This window comes from Microbacterium terregens (genome assembly GCF_039534975.1).
Taxonomy (GTDB): domain Bacteria; phylum Actinomycetota; class Actinomycetes; order Actinomycetales; family Microbacteriaceae; genus Microbacterium; species Microbacterium terregens.
Genome location: NZ_BAAAWH010000001.1, coordinates 729121 through 747700, shown reverse-complemented (window position 1 = coordinate 747700; position 18580 = coordinate 729121). Strand labels below are relative to the sequence as shown.

At 69.8% G+C, this 18580-nt stretch carries 14 protein-coding genes and 1 pseudogene; 8 read left to right on the top strand and 7 right to left on the bottom strand.

Translation table 11 applies throughout. From position 1 onward, the window contains the following. Positions 1 to 76 precede the first annotated feature (76 nt). Positions 77 to 1240: an ROK family protein gene (locus ABD655_RS03475; protein ID WP_344711651.1), complete on the top strand. Its 1164-nt coding sequence runs from the start codon at positions 77 to 79 to the stop codon at positions 1238 to 1240. Positions 1241 to 1255: 15 nt separating this feature from the next. Here the strand turns inward: ABD655_RS03475 and ABD655_RS03470 are convergent, their stop codons facing one another. Further along, the gene (locus tag ABD655_RS03470; RefSeq protein WP_344711650.1) at positions 1256 to 2251 is read right to left on the bottom strand and encodes a LacI family DNA-binding transcriptional regulator; all 996 of its coding nucleotides are present in this window, start codon (positions 2249 to 2251) and stop codon (positions 1256 to 1258) included. A 174-nt stretch (positions 2252 to 2425) separates the two neighbouring features. On the opposite strand from ABD655_RS03470, the gene ABD655_RS03465 reads away from it, so the two are divergent. Genes ABD655_RS03465 through ABD655_RS03450 form a run of 4 tightly spaced genes read left to right on the top strand, consistent with a single transcriptional unit; the run spans position 2426 to position 7909 of the window. Then, on the top strand, positions 2426 to 3715 hold the full coding sequence (locus ABD655_RS03465) for an ABC transporter substrate-binding protein (protein WP_344711649.1): 1290 nt from the start codon (positions 2426 to 2428) through the stop codon (positions 3713 to 3715). 11 nt (positions 3716 to 3726) lie between these two features. Beyond that, the gene (locus ABD655_RS03460) at positions 3727 to 4752 is read left to right on the top strand and encodes a carbohydrate ABC transporter permease (RefSeq protein ID WP_344711648.1); all 1026 of its coding nucleotides are present in this window, start codon (positions 3727 to 3729) and stop codon (positions 4750 to 4752) included. Continuing rightward, positions 4749 to 5615, top strand: coding sequence for a carbohydrate ABC transporter permease (locus ABD655_RS03455; RefSeq protein WP_344711647.1), 867 nt, complete (start codon positions 4749 to 4751; stop codon positions 5613 to 5615). The genes ABD655_RS03460 and ABD655_RS03455 overlap by 4 nt, the downstream gene beginning before the upstream one ends. Further along, positions 5612 to 7909: a beta-xylosidase/alpha-l-arabinosidase gene (locus ABD655_RS03450; RefSeq protein WP_344711646.1), complete on the top strand. Its 2298-nt coding sequence runs from the start codon at positions 5612 to 5614 to the stop codon at positions 7907 to 7909. The genes ABD655_RS03455 and ABD655_RS03450 overlap by 4 nt, the downstream gene beginning before the upstream one ends. 89 nt (positions 7910 to 7998) lie before the next feature. On the opposite strand, the gene ABD655_RS03445 is transcribed toward ABD655_RS03450, so the two are convergent. Then, the gene (locus ABD655_RS03445) at positions 7999 to 9090 is read right to left on the bottom strand and encodes a Gfo/Idh/MocA family protein (protein WP_378720955.1); all 1092 of its coding nucleotides are present in this window, start codon (positions 9088 to 9090) and stop codon (positions 7999 to 8001) included. Then, a complete protein-coding gene (locus ABD655_RS03440) occupies positions 9075 to 9767 on the bottom strand; it encodes a ThuA domain-containing protein (protein ID WP_344711644.1) in 693 nt (230 codons plus the stop codon). Before ABD655_RS03440 ends, ABD655_RS03445 begins: the two co-directional genes overlap by 16 nt. A 128-nt stretch (positions 9768 to 9895) precedes the next feature. Between ABD655_RS03440 and ABD655_RS03435 the strand changes: the two genes are divergently transcribed. Continuing rightward, positions 9896 to 10894, top strand: coding sequence for a LacI family DNA-binding transcriptional regulator (locus ABD655_RS03435; protein WP_344711643.1), 999 nt, complete (start codon positions 9896 to 9898; stop codon positions 10892 to 10894). Between the two features lie 230 nt (positions 10895 to 11124). Continuing rightward, positions 11125 to 11427 (top strand): annotated as a pseudogene (locus ABD655_RS03430) (DUF7882 family protein); the annotation flags it as partial. Between the two features lie 200 nt (positions 11428 to 11627). On the opposite strand, the gene ABD655_RS03425 reads toward ABD655_RS03430, so the two are convergent. The 3 genes from ABD655_RS03425 to ABD655_RS03415 are packed head-to-tail and all read right to left on the bottom strand — an operon-like array spanning position 11628 to position 14681. Further along, complete coding sequence (locus ABD655_RS03425) at positions 11628 to 11942, bottom strand: DUF7882 family protein (protein ID WP_344711642.1); 315 nt, start codon at positions 11940 to 11942, stop codon at positions 11628 to 11630. Positions 11943 to 11952: 10 nt separating this feature from the next. Then, positions 11953 to 12657: a M23 family metallopeptidase gene (locus ABD655_RS03420; protein WP_344715652.1), complete on the bottom strand. Its 705-nt coding sequence runs from the start codon at positions 12655 to 12657 to the stop codon at positions 11953 to 11955. A 5-nt stretch (positions 12658 to 12662) separates the two neighbouring features. Continuing rightward, on the bottom strand, positions 12663 to 14681 hold the full coding sequence (locus ABD655_RS03415) for an oxidoreductase (RefSeq protein WP_344711641.1): 2019 nt from the start codon (positions 14679 to 14681) through the stop codon (positions 12663 to 12665). A gap of 138 nt (positions 14682 to 14819) precedes the next feature. Between ABD655_RS03415 and ABD655_RS03410 the strand changes: the two genes are divergently transcribed. Continuing rightward, positions 14820 to 15272 (top strand): pyridoxamine 5'-phosphate oxidase family protein, encoded by a 453-nt coding sequence (locus tag ABD655_RS03410; RefSeq protein ID WP_344711640.1) that lies wholly within the window; start codon positions 14820 to 14822, stop codon positions 15270 to 15272. Positions 15273 to 15354: 82 nt separating this feature from the next. Here ABD655_RS03410 and ABD655_RS03405 read toward each other — a convergent pair whose 3' ends face one another. Beyond that, a complete protein-coding gene (locus ABD655_RS03405) occupies positions 15355 to 18498 on the bottom strand; it encodes a S8 family serine peptidase (RefSeq protein ID WP_344711639.1) in 3144 nt (1047 codons plus the stop codon). Between the last annotated feature and the right edge of the window lie 82 nt (positions 18499 to 18580).

Genomic DNA, 18580 nt, shown 5'->3' with positions numbered 1-18580 from the left:
TGTGACAACGTATACCAGAATGGATGCCGCGTCCAGCCCGGGCGGACCGATCTCGGAGGCCCTCTACAGTGAGAATATGAACGAACCCGTGGGCAGCCGCCAAGCGAACCTGTCCCGGCTTCTGCGCCTTGCCCACCTCGAGGGTCCGCTCTCGCGCGCCATCTTGACGGGCGCGACGGGCCTGAACCGCTCCACGATCGCAGACCTCGTCGGCGACCTCGTCGCGCTCGGCCTGGTCGAAGAGCGGGCGCCGGATCCGAGCAGGCGCGTCGGGCGGCCGTCGCCCCTGGTGACCGCGCATCCTCGGGTCGTGGCCGTGGCCGCCAACCCCGAGATCGACGCCCTCACGCTCGCCGTCGTCGGGCTCGATCGCACCGTGCGCCGCCGCGAACGCATCGAGATGACGGGCCTCATCGGCCCCGTGCGCACCGCCGAACTCATCGGCGAGCGCGTCGCGGCGTGGCGCAACGATGACCTCGCCGACACCGCGATCGCCGGAGTCGGCATCGCGGTGCCGGGCCTGGTGCGCACGTCGGACGGGATGGTGCGCGATGCGCCCCACCTGAGGTGGACCGACACCGCGCTTCGCGAGCTCGTCGAGGCCGAAACCGACCTGCCGACCGTCGTGGGCAACGATGCCGCGCTGGGCGTTCTCGCCGAGCACCTCTTCGGCGCCGCGCGCGGGATCGACAACGTCGTCTACCTCAACGGCGGGGCGAGCGGCATCGGCGGCGGACTGATCGTGCACGGGATGCTGGTCTCCGGCGCCTCGGGCTACTCCGGCGAATTCGGCCAGAACCGTCCGGGAATCGCATCGATCGCCGATCGTCGAGCCGCCGACGGCGTCCTCGAGGACGAGGTCAGCCGCACGCGCCTCCTGGCGGTCCTCGGCCGGGACAACGCCGACGAGCCTGCTCTCGCCCACCTGCTGAGCACCACCGACGCCCCCGACGTTCTCGAAGAGATCGCCCGCCAGCGCCGCATCCTGGCCACCGCTCTGGCCAACGCGGTCAACGTGCTCAATCCCGCCGTGGTGGTGCTCGGCGGATTCCTCGCGATGCTGGCGGCGAACGACGCCGAAGGACTGACCGCGGCCGTCGCCGCCCAGACGATGCACGCCAACGGCGAGGATCTCGACATCCGGCCGGCTGCGCTCGCCGAAGATCGACTGCTCATCGGCGCCGCGGAGGCGGCGTTCGGCGAGCTGCTGCGGGACCCGTCAGGTTTCGTCCTGAAGTGACACACCGCCGCCTCGTCAGGCGGGCGGGGCTGTCGTGTCCCGCGGGACGAGCCGTGTCGGAAGCGCGATATGCGTCGACGGGGGAACCTCGCCCTGCATCAGCGTGAGCAGCAGCCGGGCCGCCTCGGCTCCGAGCGTCTGCATGGGCTGGCGAACGGTCGACAGTGCGGGGGTCGCCTTCGCCGCCTCGGGCACATCGTCGAACCCGATGATCGAGAGGTGACCGGGAACGTCCAGCCCGAGCTCCCCCGCGACTTTGACGATCTCGAGCGCCGAGATGTCGTTGGCAGCGAAGATCGCCGTCGGTCGATCGGTGCGCCGGAGCATCTCGAGGGCGGCCACCCGGACGGCGTCCTGACGGTAGCTGCCGGAGCCGACCAGGCCCGGATCCACGGAGATGCCGGCATCCGCCAGTGCGCGCCGGTACCCGGCATCGCGTGCGATCGAGGAGCGCAGGTCGCGCCGACCGGCGATGAAGCCGATGCGGGAATGGCCGAGCTCGATGAGGTGTCGCGTCGCCTGCAGCGCTCCGCCGTAGCTGTCGCTCTCCACGGTCGGGAGGTCGGCCGGTCCGGTGTGCGGGTCGATCGCGACGACGGGCACCTCGGTGCCGACGTTCACGACGGTCGGTGTGACCATGATGGCGCCGTCGATCAGAGTGCCGCTCAGCCGCGACAGCGAACGACGCTCCCACCCCTCGGCGGCGCCGCGTGAACCCGCGTACGCGAGCAGGTCGTAGCGCGAATCGCTCAGCGCCTGACCCACGCCTTTGAGGATCTCCGCGCTGAACGGCTCGAAGTCTGCGACGAGCACGCCGATGACGCCGGTCCTGCGAGATCGCATGCTGCTCGCGATGAGGCTGGATTCGTACCCGAGGTCGGCGACGACCGCGAGGACACGATCGACGGTCTCGCTGGCCACGCCATACCGCCCGTTGACCGCCTTCGAGACGGTCGCGACCGATACGCCGGCCGCGGCAGCGACATCCATGATCGTGGGACGACGGCTCATGTTTCGAAAGCATAACGGCCTCGAAACCGTTATTGAAAACGTTTGACAACCTTTTTGTTGTGACCACACACTTTTGCTGATCGGCTTGCACGCCGAGCAACTGCGCGACCGGATCGCGCTGACCAACGGCATCTCGGAGCAGAGGTGCTCCTCAACGAAGAGAACGGGAATCACATGAAGGGCAAGAGAATCCTCGCGGGTTCGGCAGCACTCGTCGTCGGCGCGCTCGCGTTCGCCGGCTGCAGTGCGGGCGGCTCAGGCGAGAACAGCGACGGCACGGTCGAGATGACGCTGTGGCAGAACTCGACGACCGGGCCCGGCCAGCAGTTCTGGAAGGACGCCATCGCCGCGTTCGAGGAAGAGAACCCGAACGTCACGATCAAGATGCAGTCCGTCCAGAACGAAGACATGGATGGCAAGCTGCAGACGTCGCTGAACGCCGGCGACCCGCCGGACATCTTCCTCCAGCGCGGCGGCGGCAAGATGGCTGCCATGGTGCAGGCCAATCAGCTGATGGACCTCACCGGCAAGATCACGGGCGAGGCGGCGGACAACATCCCGGAGGGCTCGTTCAAGGCCGAGACCTATCAGGACAAGCTCTGGGCGATCCCGCTGTCCGTGCTGCCCGGTGGCATCTTCTACAGCCAGGACCTCTACGAAGCCGCCGGTGTCACCGAGACGCCGACGACCATCGACGAGATGGTGGCCGCGAACGACAAGCTGAAGGCGACCGGCGTCGCGCCGCTCGCCCTCGGCGCGAAGGACGCCTGGCCCGCAGCGCACTGGTTCTACTGGTTCGCCCTGCGCGAGTGCTCGCCCGCGACCGTGGAGGAGACCGGCGACTCGAAGGACTTCAGCGACCCTTGTTGGTTGAAGGCCGCTCAGGACCTCGCGGACTTCAACGCGACGGAGCCCTTCAACGAAGGCTTCCTCACGACCGCGGCCCAGCAGGGTGCCGGCAGCTCGGCCGGTCTCGTCGCCAACCACAAGGCGGGCGGCGAACTGATGGGCGCATGGGACCCGGGCGTGATCGCCTCGCTGACGCCCGACGAGAAGCCGCTGCCGGATCTCGCCTGGTACCCGTTCCCGGAGGTTCCGGGCGGAGCGGGTGAGCCCGGCTCGATGATGGGTGGCGTCGATGGCTACTCCTGCTCGGCGCAAGCGCCGAAGGAATGCGTCGACTTCCTCAGCTTCGTCGGCTCGGACGCTCAGCAGACCGCGTACTACGAGGCGTTCTCGTCCCCGCCCGTCAACACGGTCGCCCAGGAGGCTGTCACCGAGTCGTACCTGATTCAGATCCTCGAGGCCTACAACAAGGCGCCGTTCGTCTCGCAGTGGCTCGACACGGTGCTCGGTCAGAACGTCGGCAACGCACTGAACGTCTCGGTCGTGTCGCTGCTCGCCGGGCAGAGCACGCCGCAGCAGATGATCGACGAGGCCAACGCGGCCGGGGCGAAGGGCTAGGAACACTTCCCATGCATGCAAGCGAGACACCGAAGACGGACGATCGCCCGGAGACGGATCTCGCGCAGCGCACCGGGGGCGGCGGCGTCACGTCGCCGCCCCCGGCATCGCCGCGCCGCCGACCCCGAGGAATCGGATGGTCAGGCCGATTCGAGATCGCCCTGCTGGCTGGGCCGGCAATGATCGTCTTCGTCGGCTTCGTCATCTTCCCGATGGTCATGGCGGCGTACTACGGCTTCTTCAGATGGCAAGGCTATGGACCGCCGACGGATTTCGTGGGCCTGCAGAACTACTTCCTGATCCTGACCGACCCCGACTTCCAAGAAGCACTCGGCCACAACGCATTCATCGTGGTGATGTCGATCGTCATCCAGGGACCCGCGGCCCTGCTGATCGCGCTGCTGCTGAACCGCAAGATGCGCGGGCAGTCGATCATCCGGGTGCTCATCTTCGCGCCCTATGTGATCGCGGAAGTCGTCGTCGGCACGGGCTTCGCCCTCCTGCTGGCGACCAATGGCGCCCTCAACGGAGTGCTCGAGAACCTCGGACTCTCCGGACTCGCCCGGGACTGGCTCGCTGATCCCAGCATCGCCATCTGGACCCTCATGGCGATCCTCACGTGGAAGTACGTCGGCTTCGCGGTCATCCTGTTCCTCGCGGGACTCCAGGGCATCCCCGACGAGCTCTACGAGGCCGCCGCGATCGATGGCGCCAGCTACTGGCAGATCCAGCGACGCATCACGATCCCGCTTCTGAGCCCGACCCTGCGCATCTGGGTATTCCTGTCGATCATCGGGGCACTGCAGCTGTTCGACCTGGTGTACATCATCTGGGGGCAGTACGTCGCGCCGGTGGCAGGCACATCCACGATGGCGACCTACATGGTCTCCAACGGCCGCAACGCGGGCAACTTCGGCTACGGCAACGCCGTCGCCGTCGTCATCTTCCTGATCTCCCTCGTCGTCGCCCTGATCTACCAGCGCTTCGTGCTGCGCCGCGACACCGCCGGCGCGCTCACTGAAAGGACCACCCGATGACCGCCGCCTTGGCGACCATTGAGCTGCCGCCACCACGACGTCAGCGCATGCAGGCCGGCACGCCTGCCGTGTACTTCGTCTCGCTGGTCGTGATCGCGCTCATGCTGGGACCGATCATCTACATCATCCTCGGTGGATTCCGCTCGAATTCCCAGATCACGGCGGACCCCGGCGGGTTTCCCGACCCGTGGGTCTGGGAGAACTACTTCGAGGTGCTGACGGGCGGCGTCTTCTGGCAGCTGGTGCTCAACTCCACGATCGTCGGGGTCGCGACCACTGTGGGCGTCATCCTGCTCGGCCTCATGGCGAGCTACGTGCTCGCCAGGTACCGGTTCCGGGGGCGAGGAGCGATGTACGCGCTGTTCGCGGCGGGACTCATGTTCCCGATCACCGTCGCCATCACCCCCCTCTACATCGTCGTCCGCGACCTCGGCCTCATCAATACGCTCGCCGGCGTCATCCTGCCCCAGATCGCGTTCGCCCTGCCGGTGACGATCATCATCCTGGTGCCGTTCCTGCGTGCGATCCCCGATGAGATCGAGGAGGCCGCGTTCATCGACGGATGCAGCCGCCTGGGATTCTTCTGGCGCATGGTGCTTCCGCTGGCGATTCCGGGCGTCATCACGGTTGGAATCCTCGCCTTCATCGGCAGCTGGAACAGCTACCTCCTGCCGCTGTTCCTCCTCAACGACAATGCGAACTTCACGCTGCCGCTGGGCGTCCAGGCGTTCTCATCGCAGTACTCGCAAGACACCGCAAAGGTGCTTGCCTTCACGTCGCTGTCGATGATCCCGGCGCTTGTCTTCTTCAGCCTCTTCGAGCGACGCATCGTCGGCGGTCTGACGGGGGCGGTCAAGGGATGAGCGGCGTCGGCCTGCCCGCCGTCTCGGCGCGGGTGCGATCTCTGCACGCGCAGATGACCATCGACGAGAAGCTGGCACAGCTCGTCGGCTACTGGGTCGACCAGGGCCACGAGGTCGTCGCGCCGATGGCGGGCGAGATGGTGACCTCGACCAAGTACGAGGACGCCACAGTGAACGGCATCGGACATCTCACGCGTGTCTACGGCACGCGTCCCGTGGATCCGGTGGAGCGCGCGTCTTGGCTCTGGGCGGAACAGCGTCGGCTGCGGGAGCAGACCCGACTCGGAATCCCCGCCATCGTCCACGAGGAGTGCCTCACCGGCCTCGCCGCGTGGAAGGCCGCGACCTTCCCCACTCCTCTGGCGTGGGGTGCGGCCTTCGATCCCGAGCTGACCGAGGAGCTCGGTCACGCGATCGGCCGCTCGATGGCGGAGCTGGGAATCCATCAGGGCCTCGCCCCGGTGCTGGACGTGGTCATGGATCCCCGTTGGGGTCGCGTCGACGAGTGCATCTCGGAGGACCCGTACGTCGTCGGAACGATCGGCACCGCCTACGTGCGCGGGCTCCAGTCCGCCGGGGTGCACGCCACTCTCAAGCACTTCGCGGGCTACTCGGCCTCGCAGGCGGGGCGCAACCACGCGCCGGTGCACATGGGCCGACGCCGCCTGCAGGACATCATGCTGCCGCCGTTCGAGATGGCGGTGCGCGACGGAGGTGTGCGCTCGGTGATGAACTCGTACGCCGAGATCGACGGCGTGCCGGTCGCGTCCGACCCCGAACTGCTCACCGGGCTGCTGCGCGACGAGTGGGGGTTCGACGGCACGGTCGTCGCCGACTACTTCTCGGTCGCTTTCCTGCACGCACTGCACGGCGTGGCCGCCGATCTCGGCGAGGCCGCGCTGCTCGCCCTGCGGGCGGGCATCGACGTCGAGCTTCCCACCGGAGACGCGTTCGTCGATCCGCTCCGCGAGCGGCTCGGCACGGATCCCCAGGCGCTCGCCGACGTGGATCGCGCGGTCCTGCGGGTGCTCTCACAGAAGGAGGAACTGGGACTGCTCGACGAGGACTTCTCGTCGCCCCCGACGAGCGTCGAGCTGGACGGTCCGCGGATGCGTGAGCTGGCGCGGCGGGCGGCCGAGGAATCGATCGTGCTGCTGCACAACGACGGGATGCTGCCGCTCGCCGAACCGCGGACGATCGCGCTGATCGGCCCCAACGCCGACGCGGCCGAGGCGCTCATGGGCTGCTACTCGTTCGCCAACCACGTTCTCGCGCACCACCCGGGCACCGAGCTCGGCTTCGAGATCCCCACGGTCGCGGAGGCATTGCACGCGGAGTTGCCGCACGCCGTGTTCGTGCACGAGCGGGGCTGCGACGTCGAGGACGGCGACCCCACCGGCATCGCGGCCGCGGTCGAGGCCGCGACACGCGCAGACGTGGCAGTCGTCGTGGTCGGCGACCGTGCGGGGTTGTTCGGTCGCGGCACGGTCGGCGAGGGGAACGACGTCGACGACCTCGAGCTGCCCGGCGCGCAGCGCCTCCTCGTCGAATCTGTCGTGGCGACGGGCACCCCGACGGTCGTCGTGGTCATCTCGGGTCGCCCCTACGCGATCGGCTGGATGCTGCACGGCGCGTCGGCTGCCGGCGCGGTCGTGCAGGCATTCTTCCCCGGCGAGGAGGGCGGTCCCGCGATCGCGCGCGTCCTCTCCGGCGCGACCGTCCCCTCGGGCAGGCTTCCCGTGTCCCTGCCCCGCTCGGCGGGCGCCCAGCCGTACACGTACCTGCATCCCGTGCTCGGCGGTCCCACCGAGATCACCAGCGCGGACAACACCCCCGCCCTGCCCTTCGGACACGGGCTGAGCTACACCACGTTCACCCACGAGGACCTCGCCGCCGCGGATGCGGCCACCGACGGGGCGATCATCGCGAGCGTGCGGGTGTCGAACACCGGCGCCCGGACCGGCACCGATGTGGTCCAGCTCTATGCGCGCGACCTCGTCGGCTCGGTGACCCGCCCGGTCGCCCAGCTTCTGGCGTACCAGCGCGTCACCCTCGAGCCGGGCGGCTCGGCGACCGTGACGTTCACGGTGCCGACGTCGCGGTTGGCCTTCACCGGCCGCGACGGGCGTCGCATCGTCGAGCCCGGCGCCGTCCAGCTCTGGGTGGGACCGTCGTGTGCGCAGCGGGAGGCCGAGGCCCTGGTCCAGCTCACCGGTCCCGTGCGTGCGATCACCGGGGATTCCCCACGGATGGCTACCGCGACGGTCTCTCTGCTGGTCGCCGAACGCCGCTGATGCTGAGGCCCGGGGTGCCGATTCCCGCACCCCGGGCCTCGTCGTCCGCCGGATGTCCTACCTGGTCGAGAACGGCGCGCGGGCCGTGGTCACGGATTCCGCCAGGATGCCGCGGGGGTGAGGGGCACGATCGGCGGGCGCTCCACGGTGGTCCGCAGCGGCTCGCGCACGCCCGACGACGCCGAGGCCGTGAGCGCGGTCATGATCTCGAGCACGTGGAGCGCCATCGCCCCGCTCGCACGCGCAGGCCCGGCCACGAGGTCGAGCAGGCCGATCCCGCGGCCCGCGTCGACGTACCCGGCGGACGGCTCGAGGGTCTCCCACGAGCCGCCGCGGCGGTGCACCTGCACGTCGCCGGCGAAGGCGTTGGGGTCCGGCACGACCAACGACCCGTCGATGCCATGGACCTCGATGGGCGCGGTGGCGGACGCGACAGCGTCGAAGCTCATGGTCACGGTCGAGATCGCTCCCGACGCATGGTGCAGGATGCCGGTGAGGTGCGTGTCGACCTCGACGGCGATGCTCTCCCCCGCCCGCGGCCCCGCGGCGATCACGCGCTCGTCGCGCGAGCGCGAGGCGGCGCCCGACACCGCCCTTACCGGCCCGAGCAGCTGGACGAGGGACGTGATGTAGTACGGGCCCATGTCAAGGAGCGGGCCGCCGCCCGCACGGTAGTAGAAGTCGGGATTCGGATGCCACGACTCGTGGCCCGCCGAGATCCACATGGCCGACGCCGCCACCGGGGGCCCGATCAGGCCGTCGTCGATCGCGGCGCGCGCCGTTTGGACGCCGGTGCCGAGCACGGTGTCCGGCGCCCCGCCGACGCGGACGCCCGCGACGGCCGCGGCATCCATGATGCGTGTCGCGTCGGCGAGCGTCGCCGCCAGGGGCTTCTCGCCGTAGACGTCCTTGCCCTGCGCGATCGCAGCGAGCGCCACCTCGGCGTGCGCAGCGGGGATGGTGAGGTTGAGGACGGTGCGGATGCCGGGATCCGCGAGCAGCTCGTCGGTGGTGAGCGCCCGGCATCCGGGGATCGCCTCCGCCGCCGCCTGCGTCCGCGCCGCGTCGAGATCGGCGACGGCCGCGATGCGAACGCTCGACGCGCGGGCGAGCGTGGCGAGGTACTGACCCGAGATGACGCCGAGCCCGACGATGCCGATGTCGGTCACCGGGCCGCCCACAGCATCCCCCGCTCGATGATCGTGCGGACGTTGTCGTCCTGCAGCACGTCGAGGCTGTGCCCCGGCGTGGATACGAAGACGCGGCCCTGCCCCCAGTCACGCGTCCAGACCGCGGGCGAGGTGATGGGTCGATGCCACGGATGGTACGGCTGCACGGGGTGGGTGGTCGTCGCGAGCACGTCGATCAGATCGTCGTGGAGCACCCAGTACTGCTCGGTGGTCAGCACGAAATCGTCGATGCCGGCCATGATCTCGTGGGTGCGGCCGAGGTCGGTGATCTCGACGGTGTGGTCGAGGTAGTTGTCGGTCTGATCGCCGCGCACCTCGTCCGGGTGCTTCGACGGGTGGGTGGCGAACTGCCCGCCCACGAGCTGCAGGTAATCCGAGTTGGCGCGGAACGAGTCGGCGATGCCGCCGTGCCAGCCGGCCAGGCCGGTGCCCGCGGCGACGGCCTCGCGCAGTCCGCGCACCGCCTCGGCAGAGGCCTCGGACATGGTGACGGACTGCACGACGAGGTCGGTGGTCGCCATGCGGTCGGCGTCGGCATACACCTGCGGATCGTCTTCGACGGTGACGTCGAAGCCGCGGTCGCGGAGGAACGGCAGGAACAGGTCGGTCGCTTCGACCGGGTGGTGTCCGTCCCATCCGCCTCGGACGACGAGGGCGGTGCGAGTCATGCGTGGGGGTCCCTTCGGGGGAGCGGCGTCGGCGGAAGTCGCCGGCGTGAGGTCATCGACGATGCCACCGCGGCTTCCGCCGGTCGAGAAGCTTGCGCAAAACCTCGCCGGTGCGCGAAAGTGGTCCGATGTCTTCCCGCGTGACTCTGGTCGCGGTCGCGGCCGAGGCCGGCGTCAGCGTCGGGACGGCGTCGCGGGCACTGTCGGGACGCGGCGACCTCGCCCCCGCGACGCGGCGCCGCGTGCTGACCGCCGCCCGCGAGCTGGGCTACCTCCGGGACCCCGGGCTCGGCGGGCGCCCGTCCCGATCCGCGCTCCTGCTCGACCTCGTGCTCGGTTCGTACCACAACGCCTACTCCGACGAGGTGACCGCGGGTGCCCGCAGCGCCGCCGCAGTGGCCGGCTACGACCTCGTGCTCACCGAGGAGCGCGACACGCCCGACGACGACTGGCCCATGCGCATCCACCGCCGAGGCTCGGCCGGCGTGGTGCTGGGGCTCATCGCGCCGACCGCCGCGCAGCTGGCGGCGCTGACCCATGCCGACATCCCCGTCGTCCTGATGGATCCGCGGGCCGAGACCTCTCGGGGCCTCACGAGCGTGCAGACGACCGACCGCGAGGGTGGGCTGGCGGCGGCGCTGCACCTCGCCGAACGCGGCGCGACCCGGTTCGCGATCGTGCTCGGCTCCCCGCCATACCGGTACGGCCGCGCGCGCAACACCGGCTTCCGCGCCGGGCTGCGGCTGGTCCGGCCCGGCGCCGAGCTCGCCGCGGTGCAGGCCGACTGGGGCGGGGCGTCCGCGCGCCAGGCGGTGCTGCCGCTGCTGCGCGCACTCCGGCCGGGCGAACGGCTCGGGGTGTTCGCCTGCTCCGACGAGATGGCGGCAGGGGTCTACGCCGCGGCCGCGGCGACCGGGCGGCGCATCCCGGAGGACGTCCTCGTCGTCGGCTTCGACGACCTCCGCGGTGCGCGCTGGCTCACGCCCCCTCTCACCACGGTGCGGCAGCCGATCCGCGAGATGGCCGCGGCCGCGGTCACCGCCCTCGCCGAAGCCGCGGGCGGTGCTGTCCTGGCGCCGTCGCCGATCGTGCTGCCCGCCCGGCTCATCCCGCGCGGCTCGACCTGAACGCACCCACGTCCGGTGGGACTCGACACCGTGAAACATCGGGCGCGTGACCGAAGGCCGGCGCGTGGAGCGCGGCCAGCCCGCGCACGTGGACCCCAGACGCGCGGAGAGCCGGTCGCGGGATCCGCTGACCAGCGACCGCTTCGCACCGCTGCGAACGGCGACATGATCCGATCACGATTCCGCAGTTTGTTCACGCGAGCGGCGCCACGAGGGCTTAGGGTGACTCGGTGGGCACCATTTACTACGGCGGATCGGCCACGCCGATTCACATCGAGGATCGCGCGCTGGCGCACCTCAAGGTCGTCATCGCCACCAAGCTGCGGCGGAGCGAAAGCTTCACGGTGACGTGGCGGCATCCCGACGGCCAGCCGCGGGGGCGCAGCACGATCTGGCTGCACCCGTCGATCCCTCTGCGCTTCGTCTTCGACGACCCAGAGCCGGCGGTTCTCAGTCGCGAGTGGATCGAGGAGCTCGCGAGCTCGGCGAACTCGTCGGGCGGCATCACGCTCATCGCCGAGCACTTCGACACCGGCCCGGTGGAGGTCATCGAGGCGAGTGAGCCCGCACTCGCGGTGGGCAAGGTCGAAGTCGAGGAGCTGTCGATCGACAAGCTCACGGTCGGGGGCAATGAGGTAGGCGGGTCGAGCCTGGCCACCGGCCACGACGTGCTGCAGACGTCAGAGCTTCCCGCGCACACCGAGAACTGACCGCTCGCGGCTGCCGACGAGCGTCACTCCTCGATGGGAGTGTCCTCCGACGGCTCCGGCGTGATCGTCAGGCCGTTCGGACCGCTCGCGGCCTGCATCAGTTCTTCGATCCACGCGCGATTGATGCGCGGGTTGCGGCTGCCGAAGAAGTGGAACTGGATCGGCACAGACGGGTGCATCCAGAAGCTGCGCCGGCCACTGCCGTCGCCGACCTCGACGTCGAACATGAAAGCCTCTGTGCGACGCAGCTTGTTCATCACCACGATGCGAAGATGCGCCAACGTCCGGTCGTCGATGTCGACCGAGTTTGCCATCGTGTCGTAAATGAACCTGCCCATGAATGCGAGCCTACTCGCGCGCGCGCGGATCCGGCGGCGACCCCGCGGAGACGACCGGCTCGACGATCTCGCGCTCGCCCGGCATCCCGCGCTCGACGACGGCGCCGGTGGTGACGCTGCGATACGCACGGAACACGATCGGCAACCCGCGCGCTCGGCTCCACTCCATGGAGTCGGTGACCTGGACATGCACGCACGGCTCGGTGCTGTTGCCCGAGTTGCCGCACTCCCCCACCTGATCGCACGCCGCTACGACATCGCCCACGTCGACCCGCACGCTGCCGAGCTTCAGATGCACGAGAGCCACGAACGGCCCGGTCGGGCCGAGGGCGATGACGACGTGGTTGCCGGCGATCGCACCGATCCCTCTCCGTACCCGCGCGGGCTGCCCGAGCAGATAGGGCAGGAGCGTCAGCTGCGACCGTCTGCCGACGTGATCGGGTTCGCCGTCGTGGGCGGCGGCGACGGTCCCCGCGGCGGGGGCGAGGAGCGGCTGCCCGAAACCCCTGAACGTCTCGGGCGTCTCGGACGCCAGCCACGCCCGCCATCCGGGCGGCGCCGACCGGCCGCGCTCGTCGACGGCGACGAAGTCGACCGCGTATGTGACGCCGAACAGGTGCGTTCCGTGGCTGGGGACCCGGCGGGCGGGGCTCATCTCCGTGCGCCACGTGCCACGGAAGGGCAGCTCCAGAACGACCGGTGTGCTGGGGGTCATCGCGGTCACCCCCGCAGCGTCGCGAGTCCGGCGACGTCGTAGGCGAGCTCGACGGCCTCGAAGATCGCATCGTCGATGGTGCGCGGTGTGAAGGCGTCGCCGATGGCGACGATCCGCGTTCCCGGCCACGGGTCGTCCGCTCCGATTCCCGCGATCGCGACCGACGCGCGTGGTTCGATCGCCACGATCGCGTCCAGCCCATCGCGGACCCCGACGGCGCCGGTCACGGTGTCGGTCAGCGCGAGAGAGCCCGGGGCCACCAGGTCCACGCGGTGGGATACGCAGCGTTCGAAGCCGCGATGGGAACCGAGGCTCTCCAGCAGCAGGGGGCGGTCGTAGCCGGCGCCGACGTGCGGGAACACCGTCTCGAACGGCGTCACCAGGGTCAGCTGGTCCACCTTCGTGAGCAGGGTGAGGACGATGCCCGAGGCATACGCCGTGCCATCGGCATCGATGACGGCGACCCTTCTGCCCAGGGAGGCGGGATCGGATGCCGCGGTGAACGCGTCGACGGTCCAGCCGTCGGGGAATCCGCCGCGGTACGCGCCGCCGATCGCCAGTGAAGTGGCGCGGGGAGCGATGGCGCCGGTTGCGATCACGATCCCCTCCGGCTGCCCTTGGCGAAGCAGCTCCGCGGTCGCATTCACCCCGAGTCGCACCCGCACGCCGGCCGCCGCCAGATCCCGGCGCAGATCGTCGATGAGCAGATGGATGCTGTCACGGCCGGGCACCGCGCCGGCGAGCCGCAGCTGTCCGCCGAGGTGCGCGGTCCGCTCCAGCAGCGTCACCGCGTGGCCGTCCGAGGCGAGTTCGACCGCGGCACGCATGCCGGCCGGTCCACCGCCGACGACGACCCAGCGCTGCGCGGACGCCGCCGCCGGGCGCGGAGTGCGCTCCCGCTCACGGCCGGCCAACGGGTTCACGGTGCACGACATGGGGAGTCCCCGACTGCCTCGGCCGAGGCATCCCTGATTCAGACGGATGCAATGACGGATGCTGTCCTCGCGGCCATCGCGCAGCTTCAGCGCCAGGTCGGGGTCCGCGATCTGGGCGCGGGTCAGGGCCACCATGTCCGCGATCCCGTCACGGATCACCGCGTCGGCCTGTTCGACGGACAGCGCGGCGCCGACCCCGAAGACCGGGATGCCGGGGTTGGCGGCCTTGACCGCTGCGACCTCATCGCGCAGCCATGCGTACGGCATCGCCGAGGACGGGAAGACGTAGTGGACGTTGTGGTAGCCGCCACCGGCGAGATCGAGGAAATCGATGCGGGAGGATTCCTGGAGCATTCCGATCACGGTGCGCAGGGCGGCGGCATCCATTCCCTCCGGATGGAACTCGTTCGCGACGATGCGGATGCCGACCACGAAGTCCTCACCCACCCGCTCGCGGACCGCTGCCAGGACTTCGCGGGTGAATCTGACGCGGCCCTCGAGATCGCCGCCGTATTCATCGGTGCGCGCGTTGTAGAGGGGCGAGAGGAACTGGTGCAGGAGATAGCCGTGGGCCATGTGCACCTCTACCCCGTCGAACCCCCCTCGCTGGGCGATCTCGGCGGAACGCGCCCAGGACTCCGTGAACTCTCCGATGTCCGCGACGCTCATCTCGCGCGTCGCGTGCGCGGTAGACGGCGAGAGTATGCGCGAGGGAGCATATACCGGTCGCGGGCCGTCGGGACCGTCGGGCATCGCCTGGGCTCCGTGATGGTTCAGCTGGACGAAGATCTTCGCGCCGGCGTCGTGGATCGCATCGGTCATGCGCCGGTCTGCGTCTGCAGCCTCCGGGCGGAAGGCATCTTGGAAGCCGCGGATCGATCCGGAAGGGTGCACGAACTGATTGCCCGCGACGAACAGCCCGCAGCCTCCCTGCGAGCGACGGACGAAGTACGCGGTCTCGCGGTCGGACTCGACGCGATCGGAGTACTGCTTGGAGTGGGCGGCCTGCATGATCCGATTCGGCACGGTGATGCCGCCGATGCGCAGCGGTTCGAACAGCGGCGACGCAACGCTCGGAGGGGGGCTCATACGCCCATCCTTCCGCGGAGCGACCGCGAGGGCGAGTCGCGATGACCCTGGCGGGAATGCGGCGGGTGCGGTTGGCTGAGAGGAGGCACTGCAGGATCGTGGCGCGCAGCGTCACCGAAGTGGATCGGAGGAACTCCCATGCGGGAATTCGCAGACGAAGCCGTGACGGAGATGACGCAGGACGAGTGCTGGCACCTGCTCGAGCATGCCGAGGTGGGGCGGCTGGCGCTGTCGGTGCGGGATGAGGTCGACATCTACCCGCTGAACTTCGTGGTGTCCGAGGGCGCTCTGTACTTCCGGACGTCGCCCGGATCGAAACTCGCCGAGCTGACCGCGAACCCGCGCGTCGCGCTGGAGGCGGACCGCTACGACGACGTCGCCGCAGCGAGCGTCATCGTGAAAGGACTGGCCGAGCGCCTGGAGCTGCAGAGCGAGATCGACGCCGCCGACGAGCTGCCGCTGCACCCGTGGATCCCGACGCTCAAGTACCGCTGGGTGCGCATCGTCCCCACGCGGATCACCGGACGCCGCTTCACCCGCGCGCCGGAGCCCGACCGCTACAGCGTCGTCGACGGAGGACCGACCGCCTGAGCTCGATCCGTACGCGTTGCCGACGACCCGTGCGAGCGAGCGGACGGGCCGGGCACCGCAGGACGCCCGGCCCGTCCACCGGCTACTGCGCGATCTGCACGACGCCGAAGTCGGTCTCGGCCGCGGTGCGGTACAGCAGCAGCAGACCGGTCTGCGTGGACGGCGCGGTCGAGCCGGTCGCCTGGACGGGGACCGTGGCCCGTCCCTTCGCGGGCACGGTGACGGTGCCCGACGGGGTGTATTTCGCGTCTCCCCACGTGTACGTCTGGTCCTCGATGGCGTCCGTAAGAGCCCCGCTGAAGTAGTTGTCGTACGCGTACACGCTGTAGCCGAACGTCTGCCCAGGCGTGATCCCGAGCGCCTGCAGTGGCACCGTGAAGATCTGCGTCGACGAATCGAACCCGCCGTCGACGTAGAAGTACGCCGACGACGCACCGGTGTTCAGATCCGCGACGTAGACCGCCGTCTGCCCGGTGACGGCGAAGCCGCCGACTTCGGCGTTGTACACGACGTAGTCATCGGCGCCGTCGTTGTTCGCATCGACGTAGATGTCGAACTCCGCCGGGTAGGGCAGCACGGTGCGGCGGTCGTAGGTCGCGACCGCGAATTGAACGGCGCCCTCTCCGCCGTCTCGGACACCGACCGCGGCGAGGTCGATGACGGCGGCGTTGCTGCCCGGCGAACCCGGCTCGCCCGGCGCGGGGTCGGGATACTCCGGGCTCGTGCCGGTGAGCGCGAACAGTTCCACGTCGCCCGCGGCGAGCAGAGAGCTGTTCTTGAGCTTCAGGGAGCCTGCGCCGGACTTCTTGACTGTGACCGTCGAATCCGCGCTCACGTCCGCAGCCTTCTTGGGAAGCACGGTCCAACCGACCTTCACGCTGTCGCTGTCGGAGGTGGCGGTGATCCAGCCGTCGAACTCCGGGCCGTTGAGCAGCGAGCCATCGCCGCCGGTCGCTCCCACGCTGTCGAACGGCCAGTCCGGCAGCGTGGACCCGTCGATGCTCACCATGACCTTGATCTTCTGCGTCTTGCCCTTCGGGACCATCACATTCTCGGGAGCGGTGCGAATGGTCACCGCGCCGCCGGCCCGGTCTGCCTCGTCGCGGTAGCTCACCGCCAGCGCGTACCGACGGTTCTGGTCCGAGGTATTGGTGAGGGTCAACTCGACATCGGTCTTGTAGACCTTGGTGACCGACGGGATGCCGAGACCGATGTTGCCGCCCGTTCCCGTGGTGGCCAGCACGCCGACCGCGTCGGCCGAGGGCGCAACGCGTACCTCACCGGCACCGATCCGCGAGATCGGGGTGGTGATGAAGCCATCGGCGGTGGGCGTGCGGTTCGTGTTGTCGGCGCCGTTGAGCAGACGCGCCTTGATCACCGACGGTGGGGCGCTCTCGAACTTGTCGATCAGAAGCGCCGCCGCCCCCGACACGACCGGGGCCGCTCCGGAGGTGCCGCCGAAGTTGGTCTCCTCGGTGGCTGTCCCGGTCTCGGCCGAGAGCCACGCGCCCGGGGCGCCGATGTCCGGCTTCGCGCGGTGACCGTCGATCGTGGTGCCGCGGCTGGAGGTCCCCACCATCGTGTTGGTCAGTGCGATCGCGTCGGCCGGGTCGATGGTCACGCTCGACGCGCCGTCCGCGATGAGCCGGGCACCGGCGGCCTGCGAGATGCTGAAGGTCGGAACGACCACCGGGACGGTGCTGCCGAAGCTGAAGCTCGGCGGGTCGCCGGGCGCGTTGTTGTAGATGATGACGGCGCTGGCACCGGCATCCTGTGCGAAGACCGCCTTGTCCGACACGTTGCAGGCACCGCGCTGGACGAGCGCAACCGCACCGTCAGGGAAGGAAGCATACGCGTCGGCCGAGCAGCCGACACCGCCGTCGTCGGCCGGCCGGGCCAGTGACCCGCTGAGCACGGACGTCGGAGCCGGTGACCAGGTCTGCAGCACCGCGTTGGTGATCGCCGGTCCGGCATCCGGCTGGATGACCCACTGCCGGTCGTCCGGAAGAGCGGTCTGCGCCACACTGATCACCCCGGCTGCGGATGACGGCGATCCCACGATGAACGGGCGGTCCGCCGAGTTGCCGGCCGATACGACCACGACCACGCCGGCGTTCACCAGGTTGTCGGCGGTCGTCGTCGAATCGTCCTGCTCCTGACCGTACGAAGATCCGAGCGACATGTTCACCACGTCGACCGCGTCCGAGATGTCACCGTCGCCATTGGGATCCAGCGACCAGTCCATGCCCAGCAGCATGGCCACCCCGTCGCACGAGGTCGACACCGCCGAGCAGACCTTGACCGCGTAGAGATCGGTCCCCGGGGCTATGCCCTGGTGGCTGCCGTCGGCGCTGCGGCCCCCGATGATGTCGGCGACGTGCGTGCCGTGGCCCGCCCCGGAGCCGGCGTCGATGGGGTTCGGGTCGAAGACCGCAGGACCGTTCGGCCACTCCTCGCCGACGAAGTCGATCCCGCCCTTGACCTTCGGCGCGTCCGGCCCGAACAAGGTCGCGCACACGCCCGTCGGAGCCGCTGCCGCGCCGGCGAAGCACTCGTCGGTGACCGCCTGGTCGCCGGGGCCGCCGAGGTTGGCGTGGGTGAAGTCGATGCCCGAGTCCAGCACGGCGACCTTCACCCCGGTTCCGTCGAAGCCCGCGTCATGCAGCGGCCGCGCCTGCACGTAATCGATGGCTTGGGCCAGACTGCCCGACTCGGCAGCGTCCGAGGGCGCCGCGTGCGTCTCGTAGGTGCGGATGGGCCGGACCGACAGGACGTTGGGGAGTGCGGCGATGTCCGCGAGCCGGCCGGCGTCGACCGAGAGCACCACCAGATTGGCCGCCAGGTCGGTGCGCCCGAGCTCGGTGACGCCGAGCCCGCTCGCTTCGGCGAGGAACTGATCCTGCTGAGCGGCGACCTTGTCCTTCTGGGCGCGCTGGTCCGCCTGGCCGGGCACCTGTCCGTCGGCGAGCGCACCCTCCGGCAGCGACTCGGCGATCGCCGGCTCGGCGAGCCGCACACTGACCTCGACCGTGCCGCTGGCTCTGCGCAGCGAGTCCGCCAGCCCGCGGGGAGCCGGGGCGGTCGATCCGTCGTCGGTCACGGCATCCGGCAGAGTCGGTGCAGATATCGGATCGTCCGCCCACGCGGCCGAGGATCCGAAGACGAGGGCGGGGACTGGGACAGCGGCGACGAGACCGGTGACAAGCGTGCGAAGGCGACGGTTCATGACACTCCCGGGGGGTTGAGGTCGTGACGACGCGAAACGAACGGCGATGTTCGCGTCACGGCTGGCAGACAGCGGCACGAGT